The 16,080-nt window shown below is 59.7% G+C and carries 14 protein-coding genes; 5 read left to right on the top strand and 9 right to left on the bottom strand.

The genetic code is table 11. The features are described from left to right. Nucleotides 1–11 precede the first annotated feature (11 nt). The 9 genes from ACN5W5_RS08325 to ACN5W5_RS08285 all read right to left on the bottom strand — a co-directional run bounded on the left by ACN5W5_RS08325 (nucleotide 12) and on the right by ACN5W5_RS08285 (nucleotide 11,769). Nucleotides 12–1,130, bottom strand: a complete 1,119-nt coding sequence (locus ACN5W5_RS08325; protein ID WP_420048059.1) for a hypothetical protein — start codon at nucleotides 1,128–1,130, stop codon at nucleotides 12–14. Then, on the bottom strand, nucleotides 1,127–2,449 hold the full coding sequence (locus ACN5W5_RS08320) for an O-antigen polymerase (RefSeq protein WP_420048058.1): 1,323 nt from the start codon (nucleotides 2,447–2,449) through the stop codon (nucleotides 1,127–1,129). Before ACN5W5_RS08320 ends, ACN5W5_RS08325 begins: the two co-directional genes overlap by 4 nt. A 45-nt stretch (nucleotides 2,450–2,494) precedes the next feature. Then, entirely contained in the window at nucleotides 2,495–3,610 is a 1,116-nt protein-coding gene (locus ACN5W5_RS08315; protein ID WP_420048057.1) for an acyltransferase family protein, read from the bottom strand. After that, a complete protein-coding gene (locus ACN5W5_RS08310) occupies nucleotides 3,607–4,590 on the bottom strand; it encodes an NAD-dependent epimerase (protein ID WP_420048056.1) in 984 nt (327 codons plus the stop codon). The genes ACN5W5_RS08315 and ACN5W5_RS08310 overlap by 4 nt, the downstream gene beginning before the upstream one ends. Before the next feature lie 82 nt (nucleotides 4,591–4,672). After that, a complete protein-coding gene (locus ACN5W5_RS08305) occupies nucleotides 4,673–5,839 on the bottom strand; it encodes a nucleotide sugar dehydrogenase (protein WP_420048055.1) in 1,167 nt (388 codons plus the stop codon). After that, on the bottom strand, nucleotides 5,836–7,287 hold the full coding sequence (locus ACN5W5_RS08300; RefSeq protein WP_420048054.1) for a mannose-1-phosphate guanylyltransferase/mannose-6-phosphate isomerase: 1,452 nt from the start codon (nucleotides 7,285–7,287) through the stop codon (nucleotides 5,836–5,838). Before ACN5W5_RS08300 ends, ACN5W5_RS08305 begins: the two co-directional genes overlap by 4 nt. A gap of 76 nt (nucleotides 7,288–7,363) precedes the next feature. Continuing rightward, nucleotides 7,364–8,935 (bottom strand): undecaprenyl-phosphate galactose phosphotransferase WbaP, encoded by a 1,572-nt coding sequence (gene wbaP / locus ACN5W5_RS08295; protein WP_420048053.1) that lies wholly within the window; start codon nucleotides 8,933–8,935, stop codon nucleotides 7,364–7,366. Nucleotides 8,936–9,267: 332 nt separating this feature from the next. Next, the gene (locus ACN5W5_RS08290) at nucleotides 9,268–9,969 is read right to left on the bottom strand and encodes a hypothetical protein (RefSeq protein ID WP_420048052.1); all 702 of its coding nucleotides are present in this window, start codon (nucleotides 9,967–9,969) and stop codon (nucleotides 9,268–9,270) included. A gap of 78 nt (nucleotides 9,970–10,047) precedes the next feature. Then, nucleotides 10,048–11,769, bottom strand: coding sequence for an ATP-binding protein (locus tag ACN5W5_RS08285; protein ID WP_420048051.1), 1,722 nt, complete (start codon nucleotides 11,767–11,769; stop codon nucleotides 10,048–10,050). Between the two features lie 189 nt (nucleotides 11,770–11,958). Between ACN5W5_RS08285 and ACN5W5_RS08280 the strand changes: the two genes are divergently transcribed. From ACN5W5_RS08280 to ACN5W5_RS08260, 5 genes are all read left to right on the top strand, one after another. Beyond that, nucleotides 11,959–12,705 carry a hypothetical protein gene (locus ACN5W5_RS08280; RefSeq protein ID WP_420048050.1) on the top strand — a complete coding sequence of 249 codons (747 nt, stop codon included), beginning with the start codon at nucleotides 11,959–11,961 and terminating at the stop codon, nucleotides 12,703–12,705. After that, the gene (locus ACN5W5_RS08275) at nucleotides 12,692–13,075 is read left to right on the top strand and encodes a hypothetical protein (RefSeq protein ID WP_420048049.1); all 384 of its coding nucleotides are present in this window, start codon (nucleotides 12,692–12,694) and stop codon (nucleotides 13,073–13,075) included. The genes ACN5W5_RS08280 and ACN5W5_RS08275 overlap by 14 nt, the downstream gene beginning before the upstream one ends. A 266-nt stretch (nucleotides 13,076–13,341) precedes the next feature. Next, the gene (locus ACN5W5_RS08270; protein WP_420048048.1) at nucleotides 13,342–13,968 is read left to right on the top strand and encodes an RNA polymerase sigma factor; all 627 of its coding nucleotides are present in this window, start codon (nucleotides 13,342–13,344) and stop codon (nucleotides 13,966–13,968) included. Then, complete coding sequence (locus ACN5W5_RS08265) at nucleotides 13,965–14,201, top strand: hypothetical protein (protein ID WP_420048047.1); 237 nt, start codon at nucleotides 13,965–13,967, stop codon at nucleotides 14,199–14,201. The genes ACN5W5_RS08270 and ACN5W5_RS08265 overlap by 4 nt, the downstream gene beginning before the upstream one ends. 24 nt (nucleotides 14,202–14,225) lie before the next feature. Continuing rightward, entirely contained in the window at nucleotides 14,226–16,076 is a 1,851-nt protein-coding gene (locus ACN5W5_RS08260) for a peptidase domain-containing ABC transporter (RefSeq protein ID WP_420048046.1), read from the top strand. Nucleotides 16,077–16,080: the final 4 nt, after the last annotated feature.

The following is a 16,080-nucleotide window of genomic DNA, read 5'->3' as shown; positions in this document are numbered from 1 at the left end:
TTTTGGGCGAATCATGGATTTGCGTGACTGCAAACCTGCGTTAAACGGTGGGCGAGTTGGTCCCAGTCATGCACCGATTTCGCCGGAACCTGAGAACGGTCAAACGCCAAGCCACCGCGTATGGCATTTACGAGACTGTCGGTGTCACAAGCCTCATAACCTATGAAATGTGGCTTGCTCTCACTAGCCAATTCCTTGGGAACAACAGAGGGCAATGAACAATATGTGTACTGAAGGAGTCGGTTTGAGTGTTCAGCCTGATACTCAAACCCGGGCTTGACCAGATACGGGGCAAAACCAACATCTGCGAACTTCACCCATGGGACCAATTCCGTGAACGGGCGCTCACCCATTAATTTCACATTTGGTAATTCTGGAATGCCGACGGCCGTGCCGAACTGAATGAAGTCAAAGTCTGGCAGTGCTTCCGCTGCAAGGCGCAGGGACTGTGTATCAAGCCCAGAACTCCCCGATATAACAACCTTCGGCCTGCCATTAGCTGTGTAGGGAGAAACCGTTGCCGCATCAAATGCCGACTTGTCCAGCCCCATTGAATCAAACTGGACATTGGATCCGACGCCGAGGGAGCGTGCCAGATGCTCACTGGCCAAGCTGACCGCATCTACAGAGTGAATAGCTCTTGTTTCAGCATCCAACAGACTCGGAACCGGCCTCACAACAGCAAGATTGTCTGAAACGCGGTAAACGACTGGTGCGTTGCATGCAGCACGAATGGTATCGAGCATCATCAACCCACCACAACTTTCCAAGATTACAAGATCGCTTCCCTTGGAAAAATTCCTTACGACCGGCGCATACGGGCCTGGATACCACGACGTCAGCCCATTCAGCAGGCGTCCAACAAAAGATCTCTGGCGACCAACAGGGTGCCACAAACTAGAAACCACACCCAGCGAAAGCGTTGAGTCAACTTTCTCAAGAGAATTAATGCCACGGACTTCGCCAAATTCAGTTCTTCTGTCTCCCTTCAGTTTTGTCAGAAGACTGAAATCACAGGTAATAAAGCGCACGTGCACACCATTCCGTCGAAGCGCATCGCAAATCCAGTGCATGCTCCCCCGTCTATGCTGAAAATAGAGGTGAAAGGAAAAAATGGTTACGATTTTCATCGCCGATAAGGATGATAAAATTGCTGAGGCAATATAATTTCAGAAGTTTTAGATTGCATTGGCATTTGGTAATACCTCATCCTCCGCGCAAGAAAGGAAACCAAAAGGATGCTATAGATAACCTCTTGACTTGTGATGAAGCTAGCATGCGGAGACAAGATAAGGCATGCGAGAATCATGCCGTAAATGGTGGAGTAAAGTAAATTCAGTGGTGCCTTCAAATATACATATTGAGCGCAGAATCCAAACAAAACGAGTATTAGGACACCCCAAAGACCGAAGTCAACAATGGGGGCAGCCAAAAAAGGTACTTCCCCTGCTGTAACATAGTTGCCGATCTGAATACGTGCGTCTGCTATGAAATCAAGGAGCTTGTTCTGTGTAAAGGTGAAGAAAAATATGAACCGCAACGAATACCAACCAAGTGTTTTGTTATTGTCGAGCTGCCCGATGGTGTTGAGAAGATTGAGGGCATCGTTATATAGATAAAAGAAAAATCCCTCAACGCTTTGATCAAAAACTGAAATATCTTCCGCCATATGGCCGAGGGAGAAGTACTGCTTAGCGGTCCAGGCCCCGACAAGTAGCAGAACTCCGATCGGAATATATCGAGCCCCTATCACTCTTCCGGCAGCGAAGCTTGATCCGATGAAGGCGCCAATAACCGCCACAAAAAAATTAATTCTTCCAGAAACAAGAATCGGGGCTATACCGAGATAGGCAAGCGAAACGAACAGCACTAAAAAGATAGTGAAGCGTTTTCGTGTGTTGGATTTCCAGAGACCCATTCCGAGTAGTGTTGCTGACAGCACCGCAATACCAATGAACCCAGAGCTGATTAGCCGTCCTCCAGGAAATGAGGCGGTCAGTATTACATCGCGTGCTGCAATATTGTCTGCTGCTGCAAGATTCGCAAGACTGGAAATCCCGCCGAATTGAATAATTGCCACTCCAATCCACGCAAAGGCTGTTATAAATGTGAAAAGAAATCCGTTGAAAATAGTTCGAAATGCGCTATCTTCGAGCGGAAAGTGCTTTGGGGTCCGGTGGTTTGGCTTATGTGCGAAATTCACTATCACCCCACCTGCTAGGAATGATAAAAATGCTCCGAATGCCCACAGGTAGGAATATAAGGTTGAATTGTCTATTAATTGCTCTTGGAGTACTAGTCGATGGAAATAAGTGAAGCTGCCATCAAATGTGCTTGCAATGCTGTAAACAAAAAATGCAATAGAAGTGACAATGGCTAGGGCAATGCTTGGAGATGCCAGGCGTTTGAATCTGTTGAATACCCGACGACGGCGAGATTGGTCGAACATGATTAGGGCGCTAATTTTGGTGGCATTGGGTTGACTTGTTGTCAATCAACTTGATGCATTGCGATAAGCCACGCGGCGTAGATACTTCAAAAGAGGTACTTCAATTTTTCGGTAGACGAAATGCCCCGCAATGCAGGCGCCAAGCACGGCAGCAATAAGATAGATAACGCCAATTGATGGGCTGGAAGCCAGTTCTGACTTGCGTAATAGCATCTGAATCGGTCTCTGCACGAACCGGTGACTTAAATAAAGTGAATATGAACTGTCGCCGAGTGCTGTGAGAATGCGAGGAACATTTTTGTCTGAGGTCTTTGCGACGAAAAGGACCCAAGATGCAACAATCAAAGCTGAAGGGATGCCTGCGGATACAAATCGTGGTAATGGGAACGGTTTTTCTGGAAGATTAAGGAAGTACAGCAGTCCGAATCCAATTATGTTTAGAAACATGATGGTCTTCCATGCTGTCTTTTTTGGCCGGCCCAGGGTTTGGTATGTTTTTGCAATGATAATGCCGAAGGCGAATTCAAGTACGATCCCGTCCGTCCATTCTCTGATTGGGGCTGGATACGAAGAGGGGATGAATATGCCAAGAATTGCGAGTGCGGCAATTATTGTTATGCAGATCGCGGCGGCACGATTGGGCTTTAGCAGTAGGGAAAATGCGAAAACCAGATAGAAGAACATTTCATAATTGAGCGTCCAACCAAGTGAAAGTGTTGGTGCAATTCTTCCATCGTATCTTTCGTATGGCAGAAATAGATAAGAAGTCAGAATCTGCAGGGGGTCAAAAATAGCCTCCTTAACTCCACTTGGGGTAAGGTAAATGACGCCAACTAGTAGGGTCGTAAAAATGAAGTAGAGCGGTGCGACCCGAATGAATCTTTGAAGAAGAAAGCTCCTTGGATTGATGGGGAGGCTTTTGTTCGTGATTACTGAGGAAAAGTAGATAATGAAGCCGCTCAGTACAAAAAAGAGATCGACACCCTTTCCCAGCGGATCAGTATCAAAGATCGGTTGAAATCCGAAGTAATGTTTGGATTCTTCTGATGCGTGGGCAATAGTTACCAGAATGGCTGCAATCGCACGCAATGCTTGCAGTGCGAATAGTCGATCAGTTGTTGTGCTTGGGTCTGTTGGAGCCATGGAAGATTTGGCTCTCATGCGTATTTACTTTTGTAGTATTCGTTGTGCCATTTGGCAAAACATGCAATACCATTTTCAAGAGTTGTCTGGGGTTGAAACTGTAAATCTTCTTGGGCTTTGGATATATCAGCAAAAGTCGCGTAGACATCTCCCGGCTGCATCGGGAGGAGATTTTTTGTCGTTTTTCTCCCTAAATTCTTTTCAAGAATACTGATCATTTCAAGAAGGTTTTCTGGTTTGTTATGCCCCAGGTTGTATACGCTATGGCTAACAGAATTATTTGTTGGTTTTCCCTGGCCAATAATGAGCTTCTCGATTGCATCAACAATGTCGTCAATGTAGGTGAAATCACGCATCATGTCGCCGTGGTTGTATACATCAATAGAACGGCCCTCCATAATTGCGTTGGCGAACTTGAAGTAGGCCATATCAGGGCGTCCCCACGGGCCGTAGACAGTGAAAAACCTAAGTCCAGTAGTTGGAATTTTGTATAGGTGAGCATAGGCGTAGGCCATCATTTCGTCCGCCTTTTTAGTCGCGGCATAAAGGGATATCGGTTGATCAACCCTGTCTTCAATAGAAAAAGGAAGCTTGGTGTTTGCGCCGTATACTGATGATGATGACGCATAAACCAGATGCTTGATTTTTGAATGCCGGCACCCTTCCAGAATTGTCAGCATTCCAGTGATATTGCTTTCAACATATGCAAATGGGTTGTCGATTGAGTATCTGACGCCTGCCTGTGCTCCTAGATGAAGGACAACGTCGAAGGCATTTCCGGAAAATAGACTTTCAATGGCAGGTCTGTCAGACAAATCCATGCGGTGGAATGTGAATCCTTTGATGTTTTGCAGAATTTCCAGGCGATCGTGTTTTAGTTGCACATCGTAGTAGTCATTCAAATTATCGATGCCCACGACATCGATGCCGAGTTCAAGCAATCTTTTAGAACTGTGAAAACCGATGAATCCTGCGGCGCCTGTGACGAGAACTTTCATTGCATTGAACTATTAGCTGTTAGTTTTTGGGGGTGCACGCTTGGGGAAATAGACAGTCAGTGCATCGTGTAAATTGGCTGCTTCAGTCGCTGCCGAAAAGGTCGCGCGTGTAGACCTTCTCTTGCGCGTTGTCCAGATCGGGCGTTAAGCGGTTGGCGATGATGATGTCCGACTGCGCCTTGAAGGCTGCGAGATCGTTGACTACTGGTGAGTTGTAGAACTCAAGCTGCTGCAGGACGGGCTCATACACGATGACCCGCACGCCCTTGGCCTTGATGCGTTTCATGACGCCCTGCACGCTGGAGGCACGAAAATTGTCACTTCCAGCTTTCATGACCAGGCGGTAAACCCCCACTGTTTTGGGCCCGCGGCTCAGGATTTCCTGGGCGACGAAGTCTTTGCGCGAACTGTTTGCGCTGACGATGGCACCAATGAGGTTTTGCGGAACAGCGGCATAGTTGGCCAGCAGTTGCTTGGTATCTTTGGGCAGGCAGTAACCGCCATAGCCGAAGCTGGGGTTGTTGTAGTGCGGGCCGATGCGAGGATCGAAGCAGACACCATCTACGATCTGGCGCGTATTGAGGTCGTGGCAGGCAGCGTAGGTGTCCAACTCATTGAAGAAGGCCACGCGCATGGCCAAGTAGGTGTTGGCAAACAGCTTGATGGCTTCGGCCTCGGTGCTGCCGGTGAAAAGGGTCGGTACGTCCTGCCTTACCGCACCTTGCTGCAACAGGCTGGCAAAGGTTCTTGCACGTTCGGAGTCCTCACCCACCACGATCCGGCTGGGGTGCAGGTTGTCATGAAGCGCCTTTCCCTCGCGCAGAAATTCAGGGCTGAAGATGAGTTGCTGGGTTTCCAGGCGTTGGCTGGCGTCCCGCGTGAAGCCAACTGGAACGGTGGATTTGATGACCATGACTGCAGCCGGATTGATGTCGCTGACGTCGCGGATGACCGCTTCCACTGTGGAGGTGTCGAAGTAGTTGCGGACGGGGTCATAGTCGGTTGGGGTGGCGATGACGACGAAGTCAGCGCCCTGATAGGCCTGCTCTTTGTCGAGTGTGGCCCGCAGGTTCAATTGCTTGTGCTGCAGGTAGTGCTGTAGTTCTGTGTCTTCGATGGGGGACTGCCGCGCATTGAGCAGATCAACCTTGGTGGGCATGATGTCCAGCGCGACCACCTCATGGTGCTGTGCCAATAGGACGGCGATGGACAGACCGACATAGCCGGTTCCAGCAATGGCGATCTTCATGCGGTTTCCCCCTGTAGCGCGCGGCCGTACGTGTCTTCCAGGCGGACGATGTCGTCTTCGCCGAGGTAGCTGCCGGACTGCACTTCGATCATTTCCAGCTCCAGCCTGCCGGGGTTGCGCAGGCGGTGCACCTCGCCGATGGGGATGTAGGTGGACTGGTTTTCGGACAGCAGAAAGGTCTCGCTGCCGCGGGTGACTTCGGCGGTGCCTTTGACGACGATCCAGTGTTCGGCGCGGTGGTGGTGCTTTTGCAGGCTGAGGCTGGCGCCGGGCTTGACCCCTATGCGCTTGACCTGAAAGCGTTCGCCGAGGTCGATGCTGTCGTACCAACCCCAGGGGCGGGCGACCTTGCGGTGGATCACGGCCTGGGCGCACTGCTGGCGCTCCAGCTGGGCCACCACGTCTTTGACCTGTTCGGCGCAGTCGCGGTGGGCCACGAGCAGGGCGTCGGGCGTGTCGATGATGAGCAGGTTTTTGGTGCCGAGCGCGACCACGGGGCGGTGCGGCGCGTGGATGTAGGTGTCGTGCGAGAGGTGGGCGTGGCCCTGGCCCTCGATGCGGTTGCTCTGGGCGTCGGCGGGCGTGAGTTCGGCCACGGCGTTCCAGCTGCCGACGTCGCTCCAGGCGCCGGTGTAGGGCACCACGGCCACGTTGGCATGGTGTTCCATGACGGCGTAGTCGATGCTTTGCGAGCGGCAGGCGGCGAAGGCGCCGGGCAGCGGCGTGACGTATTGGGGTCCGGTGGCCTCGGTCGAAGCGAGCGGCGCGGGCAGGGCTTCGCGGCAGCTGGCCAGGATGTCGGGCGCGTGTTGCTGCAGGGCTTGCAGCAGGGTGCTGGCGCGGCACAGGAAGATGCCCGCGTTCCACAGGACTTCGCCGCTCAGTAGCAGCTGCAGGGCGTGGTCGGCACCGGGCTTTTCAATGAAGCGCTCGACTTGCTGGGCGCCGTCGGCGCGGCGGGCGCCGTGCTGGATGTAGCCGTAGGCCGTGCTCGGGAAGCTGGGCACGATGCCGAAGGTGACGATGGCGCCGCCCTCGGCCGCGGGCACGCCTTGTTCGACCGTGCGGGCAAAGGTTGCGGCGTCGGGGATGTGGTGGTCGGACGGGCAGAAGAGCAGCAGGGCCTCGGGCTGGCCGTTCTGCTCTGCCAGCAGGGCGGCGAGCGCCATGGCGGCGGCGGTGTTGCGCGCCACGGGCTCCAGGATCACCTGGGCCGAACCGGGCACGGTTTGCAACGCGTCGGCCACCATGAAGCGGTGGGCTTCGGCGGCAACGACCATGAGGCCGGGGCCGAGCGAGCGCACGCGTTCGAGTGTGAGCTGGAGCAGGCTCTTGCCGTTGATCAGGGGCACGAACTGCTTGGGGAAGCTCTTGCGGCTGAGGGGCCAGAGGCGGGTGCCGGAGCCTCCGCAGAGGACGACGGGGGTGATTATGTTGCGGTGCAGCATGAAATAACTATAGACGGGTCCGCCCGCAATGTCGGTAAGGCATGCGGGCGGCGTTGGGGAAAAGCTCAGGGTGGAATCAGCAGGCGCCTTCTTGTTTGAGCACCACGCGCACGGTGCGCAGCATGATCACGAGGTCGTACCAGAGTGACCAGTTGCGCACGTACCAGGCGTCGAAGCGGATGCGTGATACGTAGGTGGTGTCGCTGCGGCCGCTCACCTGCCAGAGTCCCGTCATCCCGGGCCTGGCGGTCAGGTAGTAGGTAACGTCTTTGCCGTAGCGTGCGAGCTCGTCTTGAATGAGGGGGCGGGGCCCAACAAGGCTCATTTCGCCCTTCAAGACGTTCCAGAGTTGGGGCAGTTCGTCGAGGCTGGTGCGGCGGAGGAAGCCGCCCACACGGCTGATGCGTGGGTCATTCTTGAGCTTGAAGTCCCGTTCCCACTCGGCACGAGCCTCAGGGTCGCTGGCCAAGAGCTTCTTCAATTCTTCTTGTGCGTTGACCACCATGGAGCGGAACTTCAAGCACTTGAAGGGTTGCCCGTTCTGTCCAACGCGCACATGGCCAAAGAAAGGGCTTCCGCCATCCCGCGAAATCTTCCAGGCAAAGTAGGCGAACAGAGGCGACAGCAAGAGAAGCAGTGCGGCCGCCCCAGAAATGTCGAGCGCGCGCTTGAGGATCTGCGGGCCGCGGCGGTTGAGGTTGTTGCGGGCGCGCAGAAACAACACGTCGTGACTGAACAGGTATGAGGCCTCCATGCCGTACATGGGCAGGTCGCCGACCGCGGGGACCATGACGAGATCGTCGCGGGTGTGCATGAGCTCCTGCGCGAGTTCGCGCAGCCAGTTGTTGTCCCGGATGCCGAGCACGCCCACCAGTTGGTAAGGCCCGGGTTTGGCGAGGAACTCGCGCACGGCGGGGGTGAGCGCGGTGGGGGCGAAGACCCCTTCCTTGCCGAGCGAGACGAGGCGTTCGCCGGGGTTGGGGCTGACCACGGCCACGGGCTTGTAGCCCAGCAGGGGTTCGCTGGCAAGGGCGGCAGCGGCCTTTTCAACGTCGTCGGGGTGGCCGATCAACACATAGGGCTGGGTCAGCAGGCCGGCGCGCAGCAGGCGCGAGCGGATGGCCAGGCGGGCGAGCGGCAGGAAGATGAGAACGAGGCCCCAGGTGACGCCGGTCCAGAGGCGGGAGAGCGGCCATTTGGCGAGGTACAGGACCATGGCGTCGATCAGGGCGGCGACGATGACCACGTGAAGAATCTGGCGGGCTTCGTCCCACCAGGGTTTGCGGCGCTGGGCGGTGTAGTGGCCCTGCACGGCCCACATCCAGCCGACCATGGCGAGGGCGATGGTGGCGAACAGGGTGAGTCGGAGTTGGCCTTGGGCGGCCCACCAGACGTTCATGGCCTCCGAGAGGCTCACTTCATCGCGGAACCAGGCGGGCAGGCGCCCGGCGATGAAGCAGCACCACAAGACGCTCAGGTCGGTGACCACCAGACGGGCCTTGACCCAGCGCTGCCGCCGGGCGAGCCTGGCCCAGGGCGCGAGGCTGCGGGCCAGGTCGTGCTCGTTGTAGAGCGGGACGACCGTTTCCTGTGTGCGCCCCGGTCCTGAGGGAGGCGCGAGCGCGTCTCTGTCTGGCGATGCAATCATGGAATTCCCTGACTTTGTATTTGTTTCAACTTGCAACCTTTGGGCCAGGTATTACGCAAACAGGTAATGCCGACTAAACCATAGGTTCTTTTAGAGAACGTGACAGTGTGTAAATAGCAACACTACGTAACCATCACGTGTAGTGCTTCAGTTTAATCGTTGTCTTACGTTTGGTAACAGATTTGGCTGAATATGCCCCGGGGCGTACCCCATCCAGGGGACAAACCGGGCGGGACCAGGCGACGAACGGTTGGTGCTGGGGGTGGACCGCGGCGGGGTTCAGTGCACGGTTCGGGGGCCGCCGCACAGGCCTGGTGCACGCTGGGGAGGGCTCAGCTCAGGTCCAGGTCCAGAACGGGGCTGCGTTGGGCCGCCGGGCGTTGCGTGCAGCCGACGAAGATGTGCTCCTCGGGTTCCTCCAGGCGGCCCAGGTAGAAGCAGCAAAAGGTCCAGCCGATGGTGTTGTCGGCCTGGGGCGGGGCGCTCGGGCTGCGGCAGTCGATCTGGTTCAGCAGGGCGTCCATGAGTTCGATGGTGCAGCGGGCGTTGAAGTGCAGCTGGCACAGGCCGCCACTGTTGCGCTGGACATGGCCCACCACCTGGCCTTCGACCACGACGGCCTGCCCTTCGGCCAGCGCGGCGAGCGAGCCGCCGGGGCGGGCCATGAACTGGTCTTCGGTGCGCGCGGTGCCGTTGCGCGAGAGCGTGAGCGTCGCGTCCTGGAAGCACAGCCCGAGGGGGAAGGTGTCGCGCTCTTCGTTGCCCGGAAACGGCCGGAGCTGGGCGTGCACGGCGAGCCCGGCACCGGGCGGGGGCGGCGACAGCTCGTCGCCATCGAGCAGCCACTCGGTGACTTCGAAGTCGGTGCCGTCGATCTGGAACCAGAGTTCGGCGGTCTGGGGCTGGGCGGGGTCGGCAAAGGCTTCGAAGACGTCAAAGAAGTCCTGGTCGCCTTCGATGGCGTGCAGGATCTGGCTCAGCTCACCGAGGTCGAGCGGCGAGCAAACGGTACCGGGGCGGGCCAGGTGGTTCATGGGGGACTCCTCCGAGGGGTTTCTGTAACTCCGTCCTTACAGATACCGGGCTCGGGTACCCCGGGTTTCACCGGGGACTCAAAACGAGGTTTCCATATCCACCGCCAGCGGCAGCTGGAAATAGCAGGTGGTGCCGACGCCGAGCATCGAAATGACCTCGAACGCGCCGCCGTGCATGTTGATGATCTTCTTGGCCACCGCGAGCGAGCGCCCGCTTTGCACCAGGCCCTGGGCCAGGGGGTGGGTTTCGGACAGGGGCACGTTGACCAGCTTGTTGATGAGGCCCATGTCCATGCCGGTGCCGTTGTCGGACAAGACGAACGATTGCTGCGAGTTGCTGAAGCCGATGCGGATGCGCAGGGGTTCTTCGGGCCTGCTGTGGTCGCGCGCGAAGTTGATCAGGTGAGACAGGGCACGGATGAGCAGGCTGGGGTCGGCGCGCACGGCGGGCATCTTGCCGACGATGACGCTGCCGGGGGCCAGGTCGCTGAACACGCCCTGGGTGGTGAGCGCCACGAGGGATTCCAGATCGACCACTTCGGCGCGCACCGTGCTCTTGGCGACGAGGTGGTAGTCGACCACGTCGGCGATCAGGTCGGACAGGTGGGCCGCGGTCTTGGCGATCTTGCGCAGGCTGTCGTCGCGCTCGGGGTCGCCCGCGGGGTTCGAGCGCAGCAGGCGCTCGGCCTGCTGGTGAACATAGCGGATGGGGTCGAGGAAGTTGCGCGCGACCGAGGCCAGGAGTTCTTCGGTCTCGCGTCTGGACTCGGTGGCCTGGCGGGCGTGGCGGCCGATGATGTCTTCGAAGCGCCGCACCTGCTCGCTGTCTTCGGCGGGGTGGTCGCTGACCGGGGCCGGCTGGGTCGCGTCAGCGCTGAGGATCAGGCCGTGGGAGCCTTCCTGGAGGTGGACTTTTTCAATCCGCAGCGCGGGGGCGTCGTCGTGGTGGAGCAGGAAGCTGCTCGGGATGGCGTCCACGGGTGGCAGGGTGCGTTGTTCGAAGATCCAGCGCAGGTGGTCGGGCAGCTGGCTGGCGTGGGGTTCGAACGGCTGGCCGGCGTGCGACAGCAGGGTGCTGAAGTGGGTTTGTTCGCCGGCGGGCAGGTGGCTGAGGCCGAGCAGGCGCAGGGCGGGCCGGCTGATGAATTCAACGTAGCCGTTGACGTCGATCTGGACCACGCCTTGCTGCAGGTGGTCGAAGACCGGGTGGGTGCCGGCGTCGGCCTCGGTGTCGCCGGCCAGTGCCTGTTCGAGCAGGGCCTCGGCCGAGGATTTCATGGACGAGAGCTTCCAGCTGTGCAGCAGGGTTTCGAGCGCCTGGAACAGCAGGTAGGCCCCGTCGTGGTCGGCGAGGCCGACGCTGCCGAGGTGGCGCTCGAGCGCGAGCAGGTAGTGGCCGGTGTTTTCACGCCCGAACACGTAGGCGATCCACGGCAGGCCGGGGTCGGCCGGGGATTCGAGGTCGTCGGGCGCGAGCAGGTGTTCCAGGGGCGATTCGATGATGGCGCCGGCTTCGAGCTGCTGGAGTTTCAGCTGGAGCGCCAGGCCGCCCGGACAGGACAGCGGCGGCGAGAGTTGCCGCGAGGGGGGCGAGCCGGGGATGAGCCGCAGCGAGGCCACGGGGTGCAGGCGGGTCTGCCGGTCTTCGCCCCAGGGCAGCTCGGCCAGCAGGCCTTCGCTGGAGCCGGTGGCCCGCAGGATGGTGTGCAGCGCTTGCTGCAGGGGGTGGGCCATTTCTTCCACCTCCACCGTCAGGCGCAGCAGGTCGGAAGTGGCGGCAACGATCGTGGGGTCGGACATGAGGCTAAGTACCGGCGCACGCCAGCAAGGGATTCACGACCGGGGTGGGTTTCTTCGCGGCGTGCGCGGCCTGCTGCTTTTGGCGTGCTTTTGTACGATAGGGTGAAACCATTAGTGCACATGGCCGGTATGGCTTGGGTACGCCCCCTTTTCAGCACGCCCCTTTTTTTCCGTTCCGCCGTCGCACCCATGCACCGAACGTTCGCCCGCTATTGCCTTGATCGCCGCACGCACCCGCCGTCACCCGACGCCAACGCCGACGGCCCCGCGCGGGCGTGGTTCGAGAGCATGGCTTCGCTGGCCTGGCTGCTGGAGCAGCGGCTGGCGCCGTTGGCCGAAACCGGCGGGCGGGCCCACATGGAGTGTTTGCGCCTGCGCGCCATCGTGGCGCTGATGTGGTGGGAGCGTTTGTTGCCGCATGCCTTGTCGGGCTGGAGCCTGTCGGACGCCGAGCGCCTGGTGGCGGCGGAGGTGGAGCACGAGTGGGATGTCGAGGCGGTGGCCGTCGGGGGGCACGACGGAGGGCTCGTTTCGATGCGGGTCCGGGGGCCGGTCCGGGCGGTTCTGGACTGGATCGAGGCGGCCGGGATCCGGGGTGGTCCGGTGTTTCGGCGCATCGGGCCGGATGGCCAGGTGCGGACGGGGGCGCTGACCCCGGTCGGCATCGCGAGCCTGTTTTCCGTTTTGTTGATGGAGGGGCGCAACGTGGGGGTGACCGATCGCCAGTTTTCGCTGGACTTTTCGAAGAAGAGTCCCGCTTTCTCCCGGATGAGACCCAGCTACCCACCCATCGGCCGCGATGAGGCGCGGGGACGGGAGGGCCGGGTGGTGGAGCCGCGCGGGAACGTGCCGGGGTCCCCGGCGGGCGGGTGGGTCAGGCTGCCCAGGGGCGAGATGCTGGATACCGTGCGCGAGGGTGGCCATGACGGCCCGTGAAGTGGCCTGGAGCCGTTTGCCCCAGGCGGGCATGCAGGTTCACCGGGGGTTGCTGTACGACCAAATGAACGTGCAGGCGGTGGCCCGCCATGCCATCGCCAGCCAGCCACGCTTCAGCCACCTGACGCAGGAAGGCATGGTGCGCCGGATCTGGTCGGAATTGGCACTCAGGACCGATGGGTTCTCTGCCGAGGTGCTGGAGGACATGGCGGATCAGGTGGACACGGTCTGCGGGGTGTATTTCACGGTGTCGTGGAACGTGCTGGAGGCCCAGGGCCACAGGGGCTCGCTCCAGCGGGGGCGGCTGATCACTTTTCTGGCGCGTCTGGGGCGTCCGGCGCTGACGCTGGTCGCACGGGCGGCGCCTTAATCCATATTGGGAACAGGGTAATTGAATTGCCCTGGGTTTTGTGAGGTTATAGGAGATTTTTGTTGCTTCAGTTTTAATAGCAAAATTTTATGAGAACCAAGGTGCTATTCAACCTGTGGATAAATCCAATCGGGTCAGTGCTGAAAATGAAATATTAAGGGGAGTTAACCGTTACATGAATGAACTATTAAAGCGGTTGCAGGGTTGGATGTTCGCGGATTCCGGTTACGTGCAATTACAAAGTTAATTTCCATTAACATCTGTCCGTGGAATCCAATACCGACCCGCTAATGGAGGTTGTTGCCGAGCCCATGCTCAGCATCGACAGCATGGCCGCTGTTCCGGCGCTGATGGCACGCATCAAGAACCGGGAACAGGCGGCCATGGCGGAGCTGTACATGCTTTGCCATGCCAAGGTGTTTCGTCATGTGGCTTATCTGATCAGGGATGACCAGGCGGCGCGTGACATTACACAGGACGTGTTTTTACGCATTTGGCGATATGCCAGTGCTTACGATCCGGCCAAGTCGTCCAATGCAATGGCCTGGATCAATCAGGTGGCGCGCAATCAGGTATTGACCGAGCTGGCGCGCCGGAAACGGCGGCAGGAGGACAGCGATGAAATTCCGGAAGACATGCCGGACGAAGGCAATGAAAGTGAACAGATGGCCCGCATGACCGCCCGCAGCCCGGCTTTTGCGGCGGCCATGGGCAGTCTGAGCCCGTCGTCGCGGCGGGTGATCACGATGCGCTTTTTCGCCGACCAGTCGCTGGCAGAGATCGCCTCGGAGCTGGATGTGCCGCTGGGAACGGTCAAGACCTGGCTGCACCGCGGGCTGGCGCGCATGAAAACGGCGCTCGAAGCCGGCAACCTGGAGTCGTTGAAACCATGAAGCAGGTACCCGAACAAGGCGCCGACGGCGAGGCACTGAGGCAGGCCATGAACGAGCTGATGGAGCGGGTGCGCGAAGACGCGCAGGCCCGGGAGCGCCTCCTGGCGCAGGACCCGCAGGCCGCTGAGCGCGCGGCCAGGCTGCGCATCTTGCTCAACGAGGCCAAAAGGCGGCTGGAGCATGCCGACCAGCCGACGGTTCAGGGCACGGGCGACCCGGCTGCCGGGTCCTAGAAAACAACAAAAAGGGAGTTCACGATGATCGAAATGCTGCTGCCGGAGCGGATGCGGCCCGTTCGGCTGGCTTCGCCGGAGCACCTGGGAAAGGCGCTGCTGGAGCACTTTGCACAGGCCCGGCGGCGCATGGCGCGCGCGGCCTGGCTGTCCTCGCCGATTGGCCTGCTGGCGCTGCTGCCCTCGATCTTCACGCTGGAGGTGTTTGACCGCGTGATCTTCCGCCAGGGTTTTTCGACGCTGGTGGCGTTGCTGGCGGGTGTGGCGGTGGCGCTGATCCTGGAGTGGACGTTGCGGCGGCGCCGTTCGGCGAACCTGCGCGAGGCCGGCGCCTTGATCGACTGGGGGCTGTCGTCCACGCTGCTGGACAAGATGCTGGGCCAGCCCTTGCGCACGCTGGAGGACCGGCCGGCGGCGTCGTGGGTGGCCTTGTTCCGCGATGTCGGCGCCGTGCGCACCTTGCTGACGGGGCCGGTGGTGCAGTCGCTGTTTGACCTGCCGCTGGCGGTGTTTGCGATCGTGATCGTGGGGCTGGTGGCTTTGCCGGTGTTGCCGGTGGTGCTCGGCATGGTGTGCGTGTTCGCGGCCATGGCCTGGTGGTTTGCCGACGAGGTGAAGCAGGGCAAGGTGGCCGAGCTGCAGCAGGCGCGCAGTCTGGACATGTTCACGGCCGAGATGTGCCGTGCCCGCGAGTCGGTGAAGGCGCTGGCGCAGCACGAGTCGGTGGCGGCACAGTGGAAAACGGGCTACGAGCAATGGCTGGCCGAGAGCTTCTCGCGCGGCAGCGAGATGGAGGAGACCAAGGAGCTGACGCATTCGCTGCTGATCGCGTCGTCGATCGTGATCACGGCCACGGGCGCGGTGGCCGTGGCCAACCAGTGGATGTCGATCGGGGGCCTGATCGCGGCCAACATGCTGGCGATCAAGGCGATTTCGCCGATCGCCACGCTGTCGGGCGCCTGGCGCCAGCTGGCCCAGTCGATCGAGGCGGCGCGCCGGCTCGACAAGGTGTTTGCCCAGCCGAGCGAGACCGGCAGCGCCGGCGTTTCGCTGCCCCGGCCCAAGGGCGCGATGACGCTGGACGAGGTCAGCTTCCGCTACGACGAGCAATCGGAGCCGGTGTTCAAGAAGGTGTCGCTGACGCTGGCACCGGCCCAGTTCTATTCGGTGGTGGGCAAGAACGGCGTGGGCAAGTCGACCCTGCTCAAGCTGGTCACCGGCCTGTACCGGCCCGACGAGGGGCGGGTGTTGATCGACGAATACGACCTGCAGCAGTTTTCTCGCCACGAGACGGCTTCATGGATCGCGACGCTGTCGCAGAACGTCTATTTCCTGGACGGCACGATCGCCGACCAGTTGCGCCGGGCGGCGCCCGACATCACGGACGAGCTGATCGTGAAGGCCTGCAAGCTCACGGGCGTGCACAGCTTCATTTCACGCCTGCCCCAGGGCTATGCCACGGTGATGCGCGAAGGCGGGCGCACGCTGTCGGCGGGTGTGCGCCGCAAGATCGCGCTGGCCCAGGTGCTGCTGCGCAACCCGGCGGTGCTGGTGCTGGACGAGCCCACGAACGATCTGGACCACATGAGCGAGCTGCAGCTGATCGCCTCGCTGCGGCTGATCGCGAAGATGCGGACCGTGATCGTGGTGACGCATTCGGCCGAGCTGGTGGCCAGCTCGGATGTGGCGCTGGCGGTGTCGGGGGACGGCGATGTGCAGGTGATGACGCCGGTGCAGGCGCTGGGCATCTACTTCAGCCCGCCCAAGGCGGAAAAGAAAACCGCCCATGCCGCGCCGAGCCCCCTGGAGCCCTCGTTGGGGGTCGTTGGACCGGATCTGGGCCTGGCCACCGCCGTGCCCGGCGAACTGCATTGAAGCC

Source organism: Hydrogenophaga sp. ZJX-1, assembly GCF_048590325.1.
In the GTDB taxonomy this organism is placed as follows: Bacteria; Pseudomonadota; Gammaproteobacteria; order Burkholderiales; family Burkholderiaceae_C; genus Hydrogenophaga.
This window is presented reverse-complemented; position numbering and strand designations above follow the sequence as displayed.